Here is a 17664-nt window from a genome sequence, read left to right as displayed (position 1 = left end):
GTGGTCATGGCTATTTCCGCAGCGTATTGAGGTGGCGTACGAAGCGCTCTGCAGCCAGTTCCATGGTGAGCAGGTAGCCGTCAACCTGGGCCCGGAAATAGCGCCAGAAAATCAGGGACGGTATGGCCACCATCAACCCAAATGCGGTGTTGTAAAGGGCGATGGAGATGCCTTGCGCCATCTGTACCGGGTTGGCCCCGCCAGAACTGCTGACGCTGCCGGCGCTGGCCTGGGCGCCGAAAATCTCGATCATGCCGATGACGGTGCCCAGCAGCCCCAGCAAGGGCGCCGCAGAGGCAATGGTGGCCAGGGCGGCCAGGTACCGCTCCAGCTTGTGGGCTGCCTGGCGACCGGCTCCCTCCAGGATGGAGCGCAAATCGTCCTCGCTGATCCGTGGATTGGCATTCAAGGCACGAAACCCGCTGGCCAACACTTCGCCAAGAACCGAGTTTTGTTCCAGCTGCGACACCACATCGGGTGCGGGAATGGCGGAACGGGAGACTGTGATGGCTTCGTCAAGCAGTCTGGGCGGTGCCACTTTGGGGGTTTTAAGGCTGGTAAAACGCTCAATGACCAGCGCAAGTGCCAAGACGGAGCAGGCAACCAAGGGCCAGATCGGCCAGCCTGCGGCTTGTATGATCGAAAACAATGCACATCTCCAAGCAAGTAATTTGTCTGGATTATGGCCTACCAAAATCAGGCCGCAGGTTTTACGTGCGGTCTGCGGGCCTGTTTCAAAAATGGTGTTCCTGTAAGACTTAACTCACAGAACATGTGGATAACTTTGTGAGCAAGTGGGCGCCATGGGGTTCGCGAGCCGCGCCAAATCGTGCTTGTGACAAAACGATGAAAATTTGAGCAGAATTAAGTTATTCAAAATCAATGAGTTACACGAATTCATCGCGATGTCCGAGTGCAGTTGCCGCTTTTCTCCGCGCCAGGCCGTGCGCTGTGGAGTATTGCCCCCGCATTTTCAAGGGGTTTGGCCATGTTTGAGGTGTCGCCCCGTCCTGAAAAACCGCCCGTCACCGGGCGCGAGCCCGGCATGCGGGTGTGGCCGGTGGGCTCGTTGTTGCGGGCCATTGCGGACAGTCTGGAGGCCCGCTTCAATCCGGTGGCCGTGCAAGGCGAAATCAGCGGCTTTTCGCGCGCGGCCAGCGGGCACTGCTATTTTTCCCTGAAGGACGAACAGGGGCAGGTTCGCTGCGCCATGTTTCGCCGCGCCGCCAGCTTGCTGGACTTTTCGCCGCGCGACGGCCAACTGGTCGAGCTACGGGGCCGACTCGGTGTATATGAGCCGCGGGGCGAGTTGCAACTGGTCGTCGAATCCATGCGGCAGGCGGGGCAGGGCAACCTGTTTGAGCAGTTCCTGGCGCTCAAGGAAAAACTCGAAACAGAGGGCCTTTTTGACGCGGGCCGCAAGCGGGCGTTGCCGCTGCTGCCCCGCGCCATTGGGGTAGTCACCTCTCTGGGCGCCGCGGCCCTGCATGATGTGGTGAGCGCTTTGCAGCGCCGCGCCCCCCACATACCGGTGGTGATCTATCCGGCCAGTGTGCAGGGCGGGCAGGCCGCAGGGGAGTTGCGCGAAGCGCTGCTCAAGGCCTACCGGCGTGACGAGGTGGATGTGCTGCTGCTGGTTCGCGGAGGCGGGGCCATGGAAGATTTGTGGGCCTTTAACGACGAACAACTCGCACGCACGATAGTGAGCTCGCCGGTGCCGGTGATCAGCGGTGTGGGGCACGAGACGGACTTCACCATCGCCGATTTTTGTGCCGATGTCAGGGCTCCCACCCCGACTGCGGCTGCGGAGTTGTGCGCGCAGCCGCAAACTGTCTGGCTCGACACCCTGGGCCTTGTACTGAAGCGTTTGCAACGCGGGGTGGATCGGCACATGCAGTCGCATGCCCAGCGTCTGGACTGGGCTGCGGCCCGTGTCAGCCGGCCCTCTCATCTGGTGACCCGCCAGCAGGCTCTTCTGGCCGGGCTCGCGCAAAACCTGCGGCACGCCATGCGGTCCGCCCTGATGCGCGAAACGCTACAGGTCCAGGCGTTGGACACGGAGCTACCCAGGGAAATCGGGGCAAGTTTGCAACGCAGCCGGGAACGGATTGAGCGTGCACAATTGCGACTCGAATTGCTGGATCCGAAACTGGTGCTGCAGCGCGGCTATGCCTGGCTGGCGGACATGCAGGGTCACCCTGTCACTCGCGCAAAGGCAACGTATGCGGGGCAGCCTCTTCGCGCTACCCTTGCGGATGGCGAGGTCGATTTGACCGTATCTGCACCTCGACTTATTTAGTTTTTACAATGACCCGGACAAGTTTTTAACCACCACGAGGAAAATCATGGAACATAAGCTCCCCCCGCTCCCCTACGCGCTTGACGCACTTGCCCCGTATTACAGCCAGGAGGCTTTTGAGTATCACCACGGCAAGCACCACAACGCTTATGTGGTGAACCTCAACAACCTGCAAAAAGGCACTGAGTTTGAATCGATGACGCTGGAAGAGATCATCAAAAAATCCAGCGGCGGCGTGTACAACAACGCGGCTCAAATCTGGAACCACACCTTTTTCTGGAACTGCATGAAGCCCGCGGGCGGCGGCGAGCCCAGTGGCGCACTGGCAGCAGCCATCAATGCCAAGTTCGGCTCTTATGCTGCGTTCAAGGAAGCATTCGTCAAATCGGCCGTCGGCAATTTTGGTTCCGGCTGGACCTGGCTGGTGAAGAAAGCCGATGGTTCGGTAGACATCGTCAATACCGGCCCGGCAGGCACGCCGCTGACAACCGCTGACAAGGCGCTGCTGACGGTGGACGTCTGGGAACATGCCTATTACATCGACTACCGTAACCTGCGTCCCAAGTTCGTGGAAACCTTCCTGTCCAACATGGTGAACTGGGGCTTTGCGGAAGCCAACTTCGCCTGACGCGGAGAAGGAGGAAAAGGACTTCGGTCCTTGCATGAAAAAAGCCGACCTCGCGTCGGCTTTTTTGTTTTTTTAAATGAGGCGGCCTCAGCCTGCCGTTCTCAGCCTGCGGTTGTTCAGCGCCTGGCCTCAAAAAGTGTGCCATTCAGGCGGGCGCCGGCCTTGATGCCCTTTTTGGCGAACCAGCCCTTGTTCATCTCAAGCACATAGCGCACCGGCTGTACCGAGCAATGCGATTCAGTCGTCTGGGGCTTCATGTCTGCAAGGTTCACGATGGTGCCATCGTCGGCCACAAACGCGGCGGTCAGTGGCAGCAGTGTGTTTTTCATCCAGAAACACTGCTGGGAGGGCTGTTCAAAGATAAAGAGCATGCCTTCGTGCTGGGGCATCGCCGTACGGAACATGAGTCCGATTTGTCGTTGTTGTGGAGTCGACGCAACCTGGGCGTCTATCTGGTGCATGCCGGCTCCCAGCGTTACCCGTGGGAGGTCGGTTTGGGGGGCATCCTGGGCGAACACACCGCCTGAGGTCACGAGGGCGCAGCTTATCAGTGCCTGGGTCACACTTCGGGCGACCTTGCGCGCGGCAAGTTTTATAAACATGGGTTCATGATAAGTTGAGTTGGCTGGCAGCATAAACGACGCCCATGAAAAATGCCCGCACAGGGCGGGCATTTTGACCGAAGTCCCAGGAATTACTTCTTGGCTTCAGAAGCTTTGGCAGCAGGCTTTTCTGCTTTCTTGGCGGCAGCGGCTGCAGCTTTTTCTTCTTTAGCTTTCTTGGCTGCAGCAGCTTTTTCGGCTTTGGCAGCTTTAGCGGCAGCGGCTTTTTCGGCTTTGGCAGCTTTAGCGGCAGCGGCTTTGTCTTCCTTGGCAGCTGGGGTTGCAGGGGTGGCTGCGGTTGCAGGCGTAGCTGGCGATGCGGCGGTAGCTGGCTTGGAGGCGGCAGCCATAGGAGCGCCGGCGTGGCTGGCGGCGAAAGCGCCAGTAGCGAACAGGGCGGAAATCAGTACAGCGAGGAGTTTGTTCATTTGGAGTTTCCTGAAATAACGTTATTGGAAGAATGCCCCCGAAAAAACTCGTGGACTGTACCGTAACGAAAACGCTTTCCCGCCGGTTGACACGCAGCCCGCATAAATTTCGGAATATTGTTTTGCGGCTAGAATTTAGGGGTTTTTACCTAACTGCTGAAAGCGGCGTTTCTTGTTGACGCCATCAGCGCTCACCGGAGACTTCTTAAACATGTACCAGCACATCAAGGTGCCCGCCCAAGGCCAGAAAATCACCGTCAATGCCGACAATTCACTGAATGTGCCTGACGAGCCGGTCATTCCGTTCATCGAGGGCGACGGCACCGGCGCAGACATTACGCCGGTCATGCTGAAAGTGGTCGACGCAGCCGTGGCCAAAGCCTACGGCGGCAAGAAGAAAATCCACTGGATGGAAGTGTTTGCGGGCGAAAAGTCCACCAAGGTGTATGGCCCCGACGTCTGGTTGCCGGAAGAAACGCTGCACGCCGTGCGCGACTACGTGGTGTCCATCAAGGGCCCGCTGACGACCCCCGTGGGTGGCGGTATCCGCAGCCTGAACGTAGCGTTGCGCCAGGAACTGGACCTGTATGTCTGTCTGCGCCCCATCCAGTATTTTGCCGGTGTGCCTTCCCCCGTGAAAGAGCCACAAAAGACCAACATGGTCATCTTCCGTGAAAACTCGGAAGACATCTACGCCGGTATCGAATTCGAATCGGGCAGCGACAAGGCCAAAAAACTCATCAAATTCCTGCAGGATGAACTGGGCGTCAAGAAGATCCGCTTCCCCAACACCTCCGGCATCGGCATCAAGCCGGTCTCCAGCGAAGGTACCGAGCGCCTGGTGCGCAAGGCCATCCAGTACGCGATTGACAATGACAAACCCAGCGTGACCATCGTTCACAAGGGCAACATCATGAAATTCACTGAAGGCGGTTTCCGCGACTGGGCCTACGCCCTGGCGCAAAAGGAATTCGGTGCCGAACTGATCGACGGCGGCCCATGGTGCAAGTTCAAGAACCCGAAAACGGGCAAGGACATCGTCGTCAAGGACAGCATTGCCGACGCCTTCCTGCAGCAGATCCTGTTGCGTCCGGCCGAGTACAGCGTGATTGCCACGCTGAACCTGAACGGCGACTATGTGTCCGACGCACTGGCCGCCCAGGTCGGCGGCATCGGCATTGCCCCGGGCGCCAACCTGAGCGACACCGTTGCCATGTTCGAAGCCACCCACGGTACCGCGCCGAAATATGCCGGCAAGGACTATGTGAACCCCGGCTCCGAGATCCTGTCCGCAGAGATGATGCTGCGCCACATGGGCTGGACCGAGGCCGCTGACCTGATCATCAGCTCGATGGAAAAGTCGATTGAATCCAAGAAAGTCACCTACGACTTTGCCCGCCTGATGGAGGGCGCGACCCAGGTCAGCTGCTCCGGTTTCGGCCAGGTGATGATCGACCACATGTAAAGCCAGCCAGGCTTGCCCCTGCAAACCGCCCGGGAGCGATTCCGAGGCGGTTTTTTCATGGGCGCAGAATAGTCAAATATGTCACGCTTGAATGTCGCGTTCCCGCCACCAATTTCCCCATTGGGCGCACTGGACTATATCGGTCGCTAGAATGAATTCCATGGCCAGCAAATCTCCCAAATCCCCGGCGCAGCCGCCGGCACCTGTCGTCAGACCCGATGATGTCAATGGCGGGGATTCGGTCGTTCTGGAGCGCCGCCCCCAAAAGACCAAACCGCCCCAGATGTACCAGGTGGTTCTTCTCAATGACGATTACACCCCGATGGAGTTTGTCGTGGTGATCATCCAGGAGTTTTTCAACAAGGACCGTGAAACTGCCACGCAGATCATGTTGAAGATCCATCTGGACGGCAAAGGCGTGTGCGGCGTGTTTTCCAAAGACGTGGCCGCCACCAAAGTCGACCAGGTGACCGAAGCAGCCCGAAAAAACGGGCACCCGCTGCAATGTATTAGCGAGCCCATTGAATAATGACAAATCCGGCCAATATTCCATTCAGAAGTCAGTGAAGTAAAACGTCAGCAAGCCGAAAGGAAAATCAATGATTGCCCAGGAACTAGAAGTCAGCTTGCACATGGCCTTTGTCGAAGCGCGGCAGCAACGTCACGAGTTCATCACGGTTGAACACCTGCTGCTTGCCTTGCTGGACAACCCCAGTGCCGCTGAAGTGCTGCGCGCCTGTTCAGCCAATGTGGATGATCTGCGCAAGTCGCTTGCCAATTTCATCAAGGACAACACGCCGCAGGTGGCAGGCACCGACGACGTGGACACGCAACCCACGCTGGGTTTCCAGCGTGTGATCCAGCGCGCCATCATGCATGTGCAGTCCACCGGCAACGGTAAAAAGGAAGTCACCGGTGCCAATGTGCTGGTCGCCATTTTTGGCGAAAAGGATTCCCACGCGGTGTACTACCTGCACCAGCAGGGCGTGACGCGCCTGGACGTGGTGAATTTCATCGCCCATGGCATCAAGAAGAGCGATCCGCCCGAACCCGCCAAGAGCGGCGAAAGCGCTGCCGAGAATGAGGAAGGCAGCGAAAAGAACGAGAAGGCTTCTCCGCTGGAGCAGTTCACGCAGAACCTGAACCAGCTCGCCAAGGATGGCAAGATCGATCCCCTGATCGGTCGCCAGTACGAGGTCGAGCGGGTGATCCAGATTCTCTGCCGCCGCCGCAAAAACAACCCGCTGCTGGTCGGTGAGGCCGGCGTAGGCAAGACTGCCATTGCCGAGGGTCTCGCCTGGCGCATCACGCAAAAAGACGTGCCGGAAATCCTGGCCGAGGCGAACGTGTACTCGCTCGACATGGGTGCCTTGCTGGCCGGCACCAAATACCGCGGTGACTTTGAACAGCGCCTCAAAGGCGTGCTGAAAGCGCTGAAGGACAAGCCCAACGGCATCCTGTTCATTGACGAAATCCACACCCTGATCGGTGCCGGTGCGGCCTCGGGCGGTACGCTGGACGCGTCCAACCTGCTCAAGCCTGCGCTGAGTTCCGGCCAGCTCAAGTGCATTGGCGCGACCACCTTCACGGAATACCGCGGTATTTTCGAGAAGGATGCGGCCCTGTCACGGCGCTTCCAGAAAGTGGATATCGTCGAGCCCACGGTGCAGGAAACGGTCGAGATTCTCAAGGGTCTCAAATCGCGCTTTGAAGAGCACCACAGCGTCAAATACGCCGTGGCCGCACTGCAGGCCGCGGCCGAGCTGAGCGCCAAGTACATCAATGACCGCCATCTGCCCGACAAGGCGATTGACGTCATTGACGAGGCGGGCGCCGCCCAGCGCATCCTGCCGGCCAACAAGCGCAAGAAAACCATCACCAAGACCGAGGTCGAGGAAATCGTGGCGAAGATTGCCCGCATTCCGCCCGCCAACGTCTCCAATGATGACCGCGGCAAGCTCAAGACCCTGGAACGCGACCTCAAAAGCGTGGTGTTCGGCCAGGACAAGGCGCTGGACGTGCTCGCGTCGTCTGTCAAGATGGCGCGTTCCGGCCTGGGCAAGGACGACAAGCCGATTGGCTGCTTCCTGTTCTCCGGCCCCACGGGTGTCGGCAAGACGGAGGCCGCCAAGCAGCTGGCCTACATCATGGGCATTGAGCTGATCCGCTTCGACATGTCGGAGTATATGGAGCGCCATGCCGTGAGCCGCCTGATCGGCGCGCCTCCGGGCTATGTCGGTTTTGACCAGGGCGGTTTGCTGACCGAGGCCATCACCAAGAAGCCGCATGCGGTGCTGCTGCTCGACGAAATCGAGAAGGCGCACCCCGACATCTTCAATGTGCTGCTGCAGGTGATGGACCACGGCACGCTGACGGACAACAACGGGCGCAAGGCCGATTTCCGCAATGTGATCATTGTCATGACCACCAACGCCGGTGCCGAGACGATGAACAAGGCGACCATCGGCTTCACCAACCCGCGTGAGGCGGGCGACGAGATGGCGGACATCAAACGCCTGTTCACGCCCGAGTTCCGCAACCGCCTCGATGCGGTGGTGAGCTTCAAGGCGCTGGACGAAGTCGTCATCCTGCGCGTGGTCGACAAGTTCCTGCTCCAGCTGGAGACCCAACTGGCCGAGAAGAAAGTCGAAGTCACCTTCACCGACGGGCTGCGCAAGTACCTGGCCAAGAAGGGCTTTGATCCGCTCATGGGCGCTCGCCCGATGCAGCGCCTGATCCAGGACACGATTCGTCGTGCGCTGGCCGATGAGCTGCTGTTCGGGCGCCTGATTGACGGCGGCCGCCTCACCGTCGACATGCAGGTCACCACGGACGAGAAGGGCGTCGAGACCGGCGAGGTCCAGCTCGACATCCAGCCGCTGCTGAAGAAAGAGGGCAAAGCCAGGCCCGAGGCAGAGGCCGCAGAGACCAACTGACGACGCGACGACGCGGATTTTCAGCGTACCCCCAAAAGGCCGGTAGCATCATGCTATCGGCCTTTTTCATGGGCCTTTTTATGATCCTTTTCATGGCGCTATCAAAATAATAGCTACCCGCGACCAAGCTATCTGGGTCAGGGCTCAATTTCTCCTATAAATATTCCAAGCATCAATCCATGGCGCCGCACACCTTCCTCTGGCACGACTACGAAACCTTTGGTCTGAATACCCGGCGCGACCGGCCTTCGCAATTTGCCGGCATCCGGACGGACGCCGAACTGAACGAGGTGGGCGAGCCGCTCATGCTCTATTGCCAGCCCGCCAACGACTACCTGCCCGACCCGGCCTCCTGCCTGATCACCGGGATCACGCCTCAGCTGTGCCTGGAGCGCGGGATCCCAGAGCACGCGTTTGCCGCGCAGATCGAACAGGTGCTGGCCGAGCCCGGCACCATCGGCGTCGGCTACAACACCATTCGTTTTGACGACGAGGTGACGCGCTACCTGTTCTGGCGCAACCTGATTGATCCCTACGCGCGCGAGTGGCAAAACGACTGCGGCCGCTGGGATTTGCTGGACGTGGTGCGCATGGCCTATGCGCTTCGCCCCGAGGGCATTGTCTGGCCCGTCAAAGAGGACGGCAAACCCAGCTTCAAGCTGGAAGACCTGGCGCGCGCCAACGGCCTGCTGCACGAAGCCGCGCACGACGCGCTGTCGGACGTGCGCGCCACCATTGCCCTGGCCCGGCTGATTCGCACGGCCCAGCCCAAGCTGTTTGATTTTTGCCTGGGACTGCACAAAAAGGACCGGGTGGCCGCTGAACTGGGCCTGCCCGCCAGTCGGCAAAGCGCCATGCCGTTTCTGCATGTGTCGGGCATGTTCCCCCCGGAGCGCGGTTGCCTGGCCGTGATGTGGCCGCTGGCGACGCACCCAACCAATAAAAACGAGTTGCTCGCCTGGGATCTCGCGCATGACCCGAGCGAACTGCCGATGCTCGACGTGGCCACGCTGCGCCAGCGCCTGTTTACCCGGGCCGCTGACTTGCCTGAAGGCGTGCTGCGCCTGCCGCTGAAGTCGGTGCACCTCAACAAGTCGCCCATGGTGGTGCGCAAGCTGCAAACCCTGACACCCGAGATGGCGGCGAAGTGGGGTGTGGACATGGACGCGGCGCTGCGCAATGCCGAAAAAGCGGCCGGCCTGCCCGACATGAGCGCCATCTGGCCCGAGGTGTTTCAGCGCCCGAAAGAAGCCGCGCCCGACGTGGACGAAGACCTCTATGGCGGTTTTGTCGGCAATGCCGACCGGCGGCGGCTGAACCAGCTGCGCGCGCTGTCTCCTGCCGAGCTGGCCCACAGCCGCACCGGCTTTGACGACGACCGCCTGCAAGAGCTGCTGTTTCGCTACCGGGCCCGCAATTTTGCGGACACCCTGGCGCCGGAAGAAGCCGAGCGCTGGGAAGCGCATCGGGTGGCGCGCCTGCTGGAAGGCGAGGGCGGCGCGCGCAATGTGGATGCGCTGTTTGCCGAAATCGACACGCTGTCAGAAACGGCCGACGAGCGCGGCCAGGCGATTCTGGGTGCGCTGTATGACTACGCCGAGGCTATTGCGCCGGAGTTGTAGCCCAGGTTCGTTTGTCGCAATCGATGGCTGGATTCGGGTTCAGCCCTCACCCCAGCCCTCTCCCAGGGGGAGAGGGAGTAATTCGCACAACACCATACAACCAAGCCCTATAACCAACTTTTTGCAAGAGCTGCAAGGCTGCAAGAGTTGAAAGAGTGCCCCTTCTTGCTCCTTCTCCCTCTGGGAGAAGGTTGGGATGAGGGCCGTTCCCGCTTCGGTATTTGTCTTTTTCCCCAACCGGTGCCTTGTTTCTCTGGAGTCAAATAGACATATAGCCCAATGAATACCAAGGAATGAGGCTATTAAATTAATAGCATCACTCGGTCGCAGCCCGCCAGGGCGCATGTTTCTCCATCACGCCTTGATAGAGCGCACTCGCTTCAAACCCCGCTAGCCAGACCTGCAACCGCGGCCAGGGCTGCGCTGCAAACCATGCGGCATCGGTGTGCGCAAACTGCCGCACGAAAGGCAGCAGGGCCATGTCGGCCAGCCTGGCGGTGGGGCCAAACAACCAGCCTTTCCCGGGCATACCGGGCACACCGTGCAGCATTGTTTCCAGCTCACCCAGCCAGCGCCCAGCCGCGGCACGGTGAGCCTGTGCAAACCCTTGGGCGTCACCGGCTGACTCCTGCGGGTACCGGTTGGGGTATTTGTAGCGGTCCAGGTGCTGCTTGAATTCATCATCGTTCTGGCTGATCAGTGCCTGCATGTCCGCCATCGAACCGTGTTGCGGTACGAGCCAACCCTCCGGGTCGTTTTGCCCCAGCGCCCACAGCATGATGTCCAGGCTTTGCTCGATCACCTGACCATCCGGCAGAACCAGCACCGGCACGGTGCCCTTGGGCGATGCGGCCAGCATTTCGGGCGGCTTGCTGCGCAGCACCACCTCGCGCAACTCGCAGCGCTGGCCACTCACGGCCAGCGCCAGCCGTGCGCGCATGGCGTAGGGGCAGCGGCGAAAGGAATACAAAACCGGCAGGGGGCGGTCTGCCGGGGCGGTTGAGGCGGGCGTCACGGCCGGGTTCAGGACTTGTCCTGCTGCCGCACGCCAATATGCGGCTGCTGGCGCGCCTCGGCCAGCTCGACCTGGCGCTGGCGCTCGCGGTAGCCCTGCTTTTGTTGCTCGGTTGTGGTCGCGTGGCAGCGCGCGCAGCTCACCCCCAGCTCGAACAGCGGGGAGGCCCGGTCTTCCTCGCTCAGCGGATCGCGGCAGGAGCGGCACAGCGTGTAGTGGCCCGCGTGAAGGCCGTGGCCTACCGAGACGCGTTCATCGAACACAAAACACTCGCCCTGCCAGTAGCTTTGGGCTTCAGGCACGGTCTCCAGGTATTTGAGGATGCCGCCTTCCAGGTGGTAAACCTCGTCAAATCCCCTGGAGCGCAGGAAGGCCGTGGATTTCTCGCAGCGGATGCCGCCGGTGCAGAACATGGCCACCTTGGGCTTTTTGCCGTCCACCGGGGCCAGGCGGCCGCCTTCGGCCATCTCGCGCTCCACCCAGCCCGGCAGTTCCGAAAAGCTGAGGGTGGCCGGGTTGATGGCGCCCTGGAAGGTGCCAATGGACACCTCGTAGTCGTTGCGCGTGTCAACCAGCACCACCTCGGGGTCGTCGAGCAGGTGGTTCCAGTCCGCGGGCTTGACGTACTGGCCGGCCATCAGGGCGGGGTGCACCTCCGGCACGCCCAGTGTGACGATCTCCCGCTTGAGCCGCACCTTCATCCGGTAAAACGGCATGTGGGCTGCCCAGGCTTCCTTGTGCTCCAGCGTGGCCAGGCGCGCATCCTGCCGCAAAAAAGCCAGCACGGCATGTACCCCCTTGGCCGGGCCGGCAATCGTGCCGTTGATGCCTTCTGCGGCCAGCAGCAGGGTGCCTTTGACACCATGGGACTCGCAGCAGGCGAGCAGGGGCGCCTGGAGCTCGGCAAAGTCGGGGAGCTCGACGAATTTGTAGAGGGCGGCAGTCAGGAATTCAGGCATGGGAGGTGAAATAAAGCTGCGCCTCACAGCGCTGCAGCTTCAATCGTAACGGGTTCGTGCCCTCCATTGGGGCGGTGGTGTTGTTGGCGAAGTGACTGCGAGCGCTTGAGCGTTCAGCTCACCCCAAGTTCACCCAAAATCTGCTCTTTCATCTGCTGCATTGCCGGACTGGACAGTTTGCGCGGGTGCGCAAACGGCACCTCGAAAGTCGCCTGGATGGTCGCCGGGCGCGGCGACAGCACCAGGATGCGGTCGGCCATGAACAAGGCCTCTTCCACGTCATGCGTGATGAGCAGCACGGTATGTCGCTCTTCCGACAGGATTCGCATCAGCTCGGTGCGCATGCGCAGGTTCATCAGCGCATCCAGCGCGGAGAAGGGCTCGTCCATGTACAAAATCTCGGGCTTGACCACCAGCGCACGCGCCAGCTCCACCCGCTTGAGCATGCCGCCCGAGAGTTCGTGCGGGTAGCTCTTTTCAAAGCCCTTGAGGCCCACCATGTCGGTGTAGTGGTCGGCCAGCGCGGCCTTGTCGCCATGGCCGTTGCCGTTGAGCCCGAACATCAGGTTTTGCTGCACCGTCAGCCACGGAAACACCGAGCCGTGCTGCGAGATCACAATGCCCTTGGGGCTGGGCCCGTTGCGCTGCGCGCCGTCGATGCTGATGCTGCCCGAATCCGCGTGCTCAAAGCCCGCGATGATTTTTATCAGGGTTGATTTGCCGCAGCCCGACGGCCCGACGATGGCCACAAACTCACCGTCGGCAACCGACAGGCTGACGCCATCGACGACGGGCAGCGCCGCCTTGCCCGGGGCAAAGCTCTTGCGGATGTCCCTGACTGAAATCTTGGCGTCTTTAACGTCCATAGCGCCACCTGATCGATTTGAGGCCTTCCAGGCGGCGCATCGTGCCGTCCAGCAAAAGTCCGATGACGCCAATGATGACCATGCTGGCGATCACCAGGTCGTAGCGGTTGCCTGCGTTGCGTGAGTCCATGATGAGGTAGCCCAGGCCGGAGCGCAGGGCGATCATTTCTGCCGCCACCACGACCAGCCACGCCACGCCCAGGCCAATGCGCATGCCAACGATGATTTCGGGCAACACGGCGGGAATGATGACCTGGCGGAACAGGGTGTAACGCGACACGCCAAAATTGTCGGCCGCCCGCAGATAGCGCTTTTCGATGGTGTGCACGCCGGCAGCGGTTTGCACAATCATCGGGAAGACCGACGCGATAAAAATCAGGAAAATCGGCGAGACATTACCCACGCCAAACCACAGGATGGCCAGCGGAATCCAGGCGATGGGTGATATGGGCCGCAGGATCTGGAAGATCGGGTTGAGCGTGCGGTAGGCGCCCTCCACACGGCCCATCCACAGCCCCATGGGCACGGCGACCAGGGTGGCGCTCAAAAAGCCGATGCCCACCCGAAACAGCGACGCGCTTATGTGCTCCCACAGCGTGCCGTCTGCGACCAGCTCCATGGTGCCGGTCACTACCTGCAGCGGCGTGGGGAAAATCACGCTCTCGGTCTGCAGCACGATCACCCACCAGCAGGCGATCAGCGCCACCAGCACGGCCAGCGGCGCGAGGATATTTTTTAGTTTTTCCACCCAAACCCTTCGCTTACAACAATTGGTTTCTTAGCGCCGCATACGCTGCGGCCGCACGCCACTGCAGGCGCTCCCAGGCGGTTTCCGGCTTGGGCACAACCACCACGCTCATCTGCCCGCTGGCATGCGCGGAGCAGGCAAACTGATAGTTTGACGCCACCTCAAACGGCAGGCGGAAACTCTGGCCGGGCATGATCAGCACCGGCCCGAATGCCTGCGGTACATCGTCCAAATTTTTCAGGAGCAGCACGTCGTTCAGGCCCAGCGTGAGGCGGACTTCGGACGGAAGAATCGCGAGCTTGTCGCCGGCCATCCGGCGCGCCCAGGTGCCCTTGGGGATTTCGAACAATTCGACCCTGGACATGGCGGAGACGGGGGCAAGCGCGGCCCATCCGAATGCGCCCAGCGTGCAGGCGGCAAGCATCAACAGCAGCAGCCAGACGCGGCGCAGGGACTTCACTTGTCTCGGCACGCTTATTTCTTGAGCAAAATTCTGGCGTCATGCACGATGTCGTCGGCACTGCGCCCGAAAGGCATTAGCCCGCGCAGGCTACCCTGGCGGTCTACAAAGTAGAGGTAAGACGAGTGGTGCACCGCGTAGTTGGTCTTGCTGCCCTCGACCATTTCTTTTTTTGCGGTGATGCCGTAGTCCTGGCGCACCTTCTCCATCTGGGCCGGCGTGCCGGTGACGCCGACAAACGTGGGGTCAAAAGCCGCCAGGTACTTGCGCAGGAGGTCCGCCGTGTCCCGCTCGGGATCGACCGTAACGAAAACCACCTGCACTTGATCGGCAAGCGTGCCCAGCTTCTGGCGTGCCTGCGCCAGCATCGCCAGCGACTCCGGGCAAACGTTGGGGCAGGAGGTGTAGCCGAATTCAAGAATGACCAGCTTGCCGCGGTAGCGGCTCAGTTGCAGGTCGGTGCCGGCTGTGCTGCGCAAGCTGAAGTCCGGCGCCATGCGCGGCGGCTCGAACACGCCGGACTTCAGGCCCGAACTGGCAGCCGCGCCAGCTGTGGCGGCGAAAAGAAGCAGCGAAAAAAAGACGGGTAGTGCGCGATTCAAGGGGTGTCCTGAAGTCAGAGTGTGATGGTGACGGGCTTGATGTTTTTGACAAAACTCTCGTCCACATAGGATTCGTAAGCGACCGGGCGCTTGATGGTGCCGGCTTCGAGCGACAGCTTCATCAAATCGTCAAACTCCGCCTTGATCATGCGCAGGTCGCCATAGGTCACACGGTCCGCCGGGTTTTCCATGACAAAGCGGATGATGTTCGGGTCCTGGTTGAAAAATTTGCGGCCCGCAGCAATATCCACGGCCTTGTTGCGGCTGGCCGGCCCCAGGTCAAGCCAGGTGCCGGCCGCCTGCACGTAGTTCACCAGCTCCTGGACCAGCGGGCGGTTGTCCTTGATCAGTTCTTCGCGCACCGTGAGCACGCAGCAGATGTAGTTGCGCCATTCGTCGCGTGTCATGGACAGCGGACGGGCATAGCCCGCGCGCTGCGCCGCCGCCCCGAAGGGCTCGCCGGTGCAATAGGCATCCACCGCTTTGGCGTACAGGGCGGCAGGCATGTCGGGCGGAGCCATCTCGATGATCTCGATGTCCTTGGGCGTCATGCCCTCTTTGGCCAGCATCTTGCGCAGGAACAAAAAATCGACAGCAAAGCGGCTCGGGATGGCGATTCTTTTGCCTTTCAGGTCGGTAAATCGCTTGTGCGCGGAATCGGTGCGCACCATGATGACCGCGCCCGAGCGGTGCCCCAGCGAGACGATCTTGAGGGGAATTTTCTTGTCGGTCAGGTCCATCACCAGCGGCGCCAGCATGTAGGCCGCCTGGATGCGGCCCGTCATCAGGGACTCCTTGATCTCCGGCCAGCCGCTGTACTTGCTGTATTCAAACTCAAACGCCGGGCCGCCGCCCTTGGCATTGCTGGCGGCCTTGGCCATGCAGGCGACTGGCAGGGTGAGGTTGCAGGTAACAGGCAGGCCGCCGACCAGAATCGACTTTGCCGCTGCAGCCGAGGAAACGGCGGGCAGGCAGGGCAGCGCTGCCGCCATGGCCCCGGCCAGCACCTGTCTGCGTTGCATGCCCTGTGGGCTTGCCTTATGGATTGGGTTCATCGCCGGTACCTTGCTGTCATTGAATGGTCAGTGCGCAAGGGATGGAAGGCCAGTGGCCGATGCGAACATTCATTTATTCATTGTAGGTTGGCAGCCCTTGACGAGGTCCATAGCAAGCCCCTGGCAAGTTTGTTCAGTAGTTCTTCATGGTAAACGAGGCACGGCCTCCAGTCAGCCGCCGGCCAGCCGGGATTGTGAGCAGAAGAAGCTGCGGACCCGGCCGTGTATCTTGTGCCGGGCGCCAGCGCATTGACTTCAGCTGAAATGCACAAGGTTGAGAATTGGCAGCGGGCCGCCGGGAAACTGCGCCAGGCGCCCACCCACAGCCAAAGAGCCGAGGTCGATTCCCGAGAATCCGAGCTGGCTGATCAGTGCAGCCACGGTCGCCTTTGCCTTGACGTCGTCGCCCGAGAAAAACAGCACGCGTTTGCCGCCCTGGTCGGYGGGGTCTGTGGCCAGCAGTTGCGCGACAAGGTGGTTAAAGGCCTTCACCACGCGCGCGCCGGGCACCAGCTCGGCAAACACTTCGCTGGAAACGCGGCCGTTCAGGTCTACGGGCGTGAGCGAAGGTATTTCGACCGCGTTGTTGGCATCAATGACGACACGGCCGCCAAAGTTGGGCAAACCGGCCAGCGCGGCAGGCAGGCGGCCCCAGTTGACGGCTACCAGCACGATGTCTTTTGAGGCCGCCTCCTTGACGGTGCCGGCGTGGATGGTGGGGCCAAGTTCGCGCACGATGTCCTTGAGCGAGTCCGGGCCGCGGCTGTTGGACAGCGTGGCATGGATGCCCTGGCGGGCCAGGGCTTTGGCAAATGCCGAGCCGATGGCTCCGGCGCCGATGATCCCGATGGTGGGGGTGTTGCTTGTGGTTGAGGGGGTAGACATAAATTCACTCCTTGGTTGTTGATGGGTGAATGATGGGTTTTTGATTGCCTTTTGATAAGCCGGTAATTGGTTGAATTATTTTCAAGCATTGCTTTAAGATGGCGAAATGGAAACCCTGGCCAACCTCGAATCGTTTGTTCGCAGCGCCGAAGGCCGCAGCTTTTCCGTGGCGGCGCGGCGCCTGGAGCTGACGCCTGCCGCCGTGAGCCGCAATGTGGCCATGCTGGAGCGAAACCTGGGCGTACGGCTGTTTCAGCGCTCAACCCGCAAACTCACGCTGACCGAAGCCGGTGAACGCTTCCTGGCGTCGATTGGCGGCAACCTCATCGCACTGCAGTCCGCCATCGCGGCCGTCTCCAGCGACAGCGGCGACCCCGTCGGCTCGCTCAAGGTCAGCATGTCGCCTACCTTTGGCATCGACTACATCGTGCCGTTGCTGCCGGCTTTTCTGGACCGTTATCCGCTGATTCGCCCTGACTGGCACTTTGAAAATCGCCCGGTCGACCTGATCGCCGAGGGGTATGACGCAGCTATCGGCGGCGGCTTCGAGCTGTCGCCGGGCGTCGTGTCGCGCGCCTTGGCCCCGATCCACCTGGTCGCCGTGGCGTCGCCCGCCTATATGGCAGGCCAGCAGGCCCCAGCCGACCCTGCGGGCCTGGCCGGGTTCAAAGGTATCGCTCTGCGTTCCAGCGGAACGAGCCGGGTTCGCCAGTGGGTCATGCGCGATGCGGCCGGTGCTGAGGTTCCAGCAATTTTTATGGAGTCAATGGTCATGAACGACCCGACCGCCATGCGCGCCGCGGCGCTACTGGGCCTGGGCGTGACGCTGCTTGCCGTGCCCGACGTGCTGCCGTGGCTTGAACGCGGCGAACTCGTCAGGCTGCTGCCGCGCTGGTATGTGGATGCCGGCGCGATCTCGATCTATTACGCCACGCGCAGCCTGATGCCTGCCAAAACCCGCGTGTTCATCGATTTTGTGGTCGCGGCTTTCGAGCGCGATCACCTGGGCCGGCGTTTTGCCGGAAGCCTCGGCTAAGCGGCCTGACGGCCTGCAAACACGGCGGACTTGACCCACAATCCTTGTCTTCGCATCT

Annotated in this window: 18 protein-coding genes; 7 read left to right on the top strand and 11 right to left on the bottom strand. The window is 61.0% G+C overall.

Annotated features, from left to right (window positions below; all coding sequences use genetic code 11):
• Nucleotides 1–10: 10 nt before the first annotated feature.
• Nucleotides 11–649 carry a MotA/TolQ/ExbB proton channel family protein gene (locus AC1DUR_RS17115; protein ID WP_477717332.1) on the bottom strand — a complete coding sequence of 213 codons (639 nt, stop codon included), beginning with the start codon at nt 647–649 and terminating at the stop codon, nt 11–13.
• A 339-nt stretch (nt 650–988) separates the two neighbouring features.
• On the opposite strand from AC1DUR_RS17115, the gene xseA reads away from it, so the two are divergent.
• Both xseA and AC1DUR_RS17105 read left to right on the top strand, forming a co-directional pair.
• On the top strand, nt 989–2299 hold the full coding sequence (gene xseA, locus AC1DUR_RS17110) for an exodeoxyribonuclease VII large subunit (RefSeq protein WP_477717331.1): 1311 nt from the start codon (nt 989–991) through the stop codon (nt 2297–2299).
• 46 nt (nt 2300–2345) lie between these two features.
• The gene (locus AC1DUR_RS17105; RefSeq protein ID WP_477717330.1) at nt 2346–2927 is read left to right on the top strand and encodes a superoxide dismutase; all 582 of its coding nucleotides are present in this window, start codon (nt 2346–2348) and stop codon (nt 2925–2927) included.
• A gap of 116 nt (nt 2928–3043) precedes the next feature.
• Here AC1DUR_RS17105 and AC1DUR_RS17100 read toward each other — a convergent pair whose 3' ends face one another.
• Together AC1DUR_RS17100 and AC1DUR_RS17095 are read right to left on the bottom strand one after the other, a co-directional pair.
• Entirely contained in the window at nt 3044–3529 is a 486-nt protein-coding gene (locus AC1DUR_RS17100) for a DUF192 domain-containing protein (RefSeq protein ID WP_477721767.1), read from the bottom strand.
• Between the two features lie 92 nt (nt 3530–3621).
• The gene (locus AC1DUR_RS17095) at nt 3622–3879 is read right to left on the bottom strand and encodes a hypothetical protein (protein ID WP_477721765.1); all 258 of its coding nucleotides are present in this window, start codon (nt 3877–3879) and stop codon (nt 3622–3624) included.
• A gap of 289 nt (nt 3880–4168) precedes the next feature.
• Here AC1DUR_RS17095 and icd point away from each other — a divergent pair, with 289 nt between their 5' ends.
• From icd to sbcB, 4 genes are all read left to right on the top strand, one after another.
• Nucleotides 4169–5422 carry an NADP-dependent isocitrate dehydrogenase gene (icd, locus tag AC1DUR_RS17090; protein WP_477717327.1) on the top strand — a complete coding sequence of 418 codons (1254 nt, stop codon included), beginning with the start codon at nt 4169–4171 and terminating at the stop codon, nt 5420–5422.
• 160 nt (nt 5423–5582) lie between these two features.
• Nucleotides 5583–5951 (top strand): ATP-dependent Clp protease adapter ClpS, encoded by a 369-nt coding sequence (clpS, locus tag AC1DUR_RS17085; RefSeq protein ID WP_477717326.1) that lies wholly within the window; start codon nt 5583–5585, stop codon nt 5949–5951.
• Nucleotides 5952–6021: 70 nt separating this feature from the next.
• Nucleotides 6022–8358, top strand: a complete 2337-nt coding sequence (gene clpA / locus AC1DUR_RS17080) for an ATP-dependent Clp protease ATP-binding subunit ClpA (RefSeq protein ID WP_477717325.1) — start codon at nt 6022–6024, stop codon at nt 8356–8358.
• A gap of 179 nt (nt 8359–8537) precedes the next feature.
• Nucleotides 8538–9980 carry an exodeoxyribonuclease I gene (gene sbcB / locus AC1DUR_RS17075; protein ID WP_477717324.1) on the top strand — a complete coding sequence of 481 codons (1443 nt, stop codon included), beginning with the start codon at nt 8538–8540 and terminating at the stop codon, nt 9978–9980.
• Nucleotides 9981–10296: 316 nt separating this feature from the next.
• On the opposite strand, the gene AC1DUR_RS17070 is transcribed toward sbcB, so the two are convergent.
• The 8 genes from AC1DUR_RS17070 to AC1DUR_RS17035 form a co-directional block, all read right to left on the bottom strand.
• On the bottom strand, nt 10297–10920 hold the full coding sequence (locus tag AC1DUR_RS17070) for a glutathione S-transferase (protein WP_477717523.1): 624 nt from the start codon (nt 10918–10920) through the stop codon (nt 10297–10299).
• 83 nt (nt 10921–11003) lie between these two features.
• A complete protein-coding gene (gene trhO, locus AC1DUR_RS17065) occupies nt 11004–11954 on the bottom strand; it encodes an oxygen-dependent tRNA uridine(34) hydroxylase TrhO (protein WP_477717323.1) in 951 nt (316 codons plus the stop codon).
• A gap of 113 nt (nt 11955–12067) precedes the next feature.
• Nucleotides 12068–12820 (bottom strand): ABC transporter ATP-binding protein, encoded by a 753-nt coding sequence (locus AC1DUR_RS17060; protein WP_477717322.1) that lies wholly within the window; start codon nt 12818–12820, stop codon nt 12068–12070.
• A complete protein-coding gene (locus tag AC1DUR_RS17055; RefSeq protein WP_477717321.1) occupies nt 12810–13568 on the bottom strand; it encodes an ABC transporter permease in 759 nt (252 codons plus the stop codon). Before AC1DUR_RS17055 ends, AC1DUR_RS17060 begins: the two co-directional genes overlap by 11 nt.
• A 13-nt stretch (nt 13569–13581) precedes the next feature.
• Entirely contained in the window at nt 13582–14040 is a 459-nt protein-coding gene (locus AC1DUR_RS17050) for a cupredoxin domain-containing protein (protein WP_477717320.1), read from the bottom strand.
• A 2-nt stretch (nt 14041–14042) separates the two neighbouring features.
• Nucleotides 14043–14630: an SCO family protein gene (locus AC1DUR_RS17045; RefSeq protein ID WP_477717319.1), complete on the bottom strand. Its 588-nt coding sequence runs from the start codon at nt 14628–14630 to the stop codon at nt 14043–14045.
• Between the two features lie 14 nt (nt 14631–14644).
• Nucleotides 14645–15652 (bottom strand): ABC transporter substrate-binding protein, encoded by a 1008-nt coding sequence (locus AC1DUR_RS17040; protein WP_477717318.1) that lies wholly within the window; start codon nt 15650–15652, stop codon nt 14645–14647.
• A gap of 288 nt (nt 15653–15940) precedes the next feature.
• A complete protein-coding gene (locus tag AC1DUR_RS17035; RefSeq protein ID WP_477721764.1) occupies nt 15941–16570 on the bottom strand; it encodes an NADPH-dependent F420 reductase in 630 nt (209 codons plus the stop codon).
• A gap of 106 nt (nt 16571–16676) precedes the next feature.
• Between AC1DUR_RS17035 and AC1DUR_RS17030 the strand changes: the two genes are divergently transcribed.
• Nucleotides 16677–17606 carry a LysR substrate-binding domain-containing protein gene (locus AC1DUR_RS17030; RefSeq protein ID WP_477717316.1) on the top strand — a complete coding sequence of 310 codons (930 nt, stop codon included), beginning with the start codon at nt 16677–16679 and terminating at the stop codon, nt 17604–17606.
• The last annotated feature ends 58 nt before the right edge of the window (nt 17607–17664 follow it).

The sequence above is a fragment of the Polaromonas sp. P4_F4 genome (genome assembly GCF_056401355.1).
This window is presented reverse-complemented; position numbering and strand designations above follow the sequence as displayed.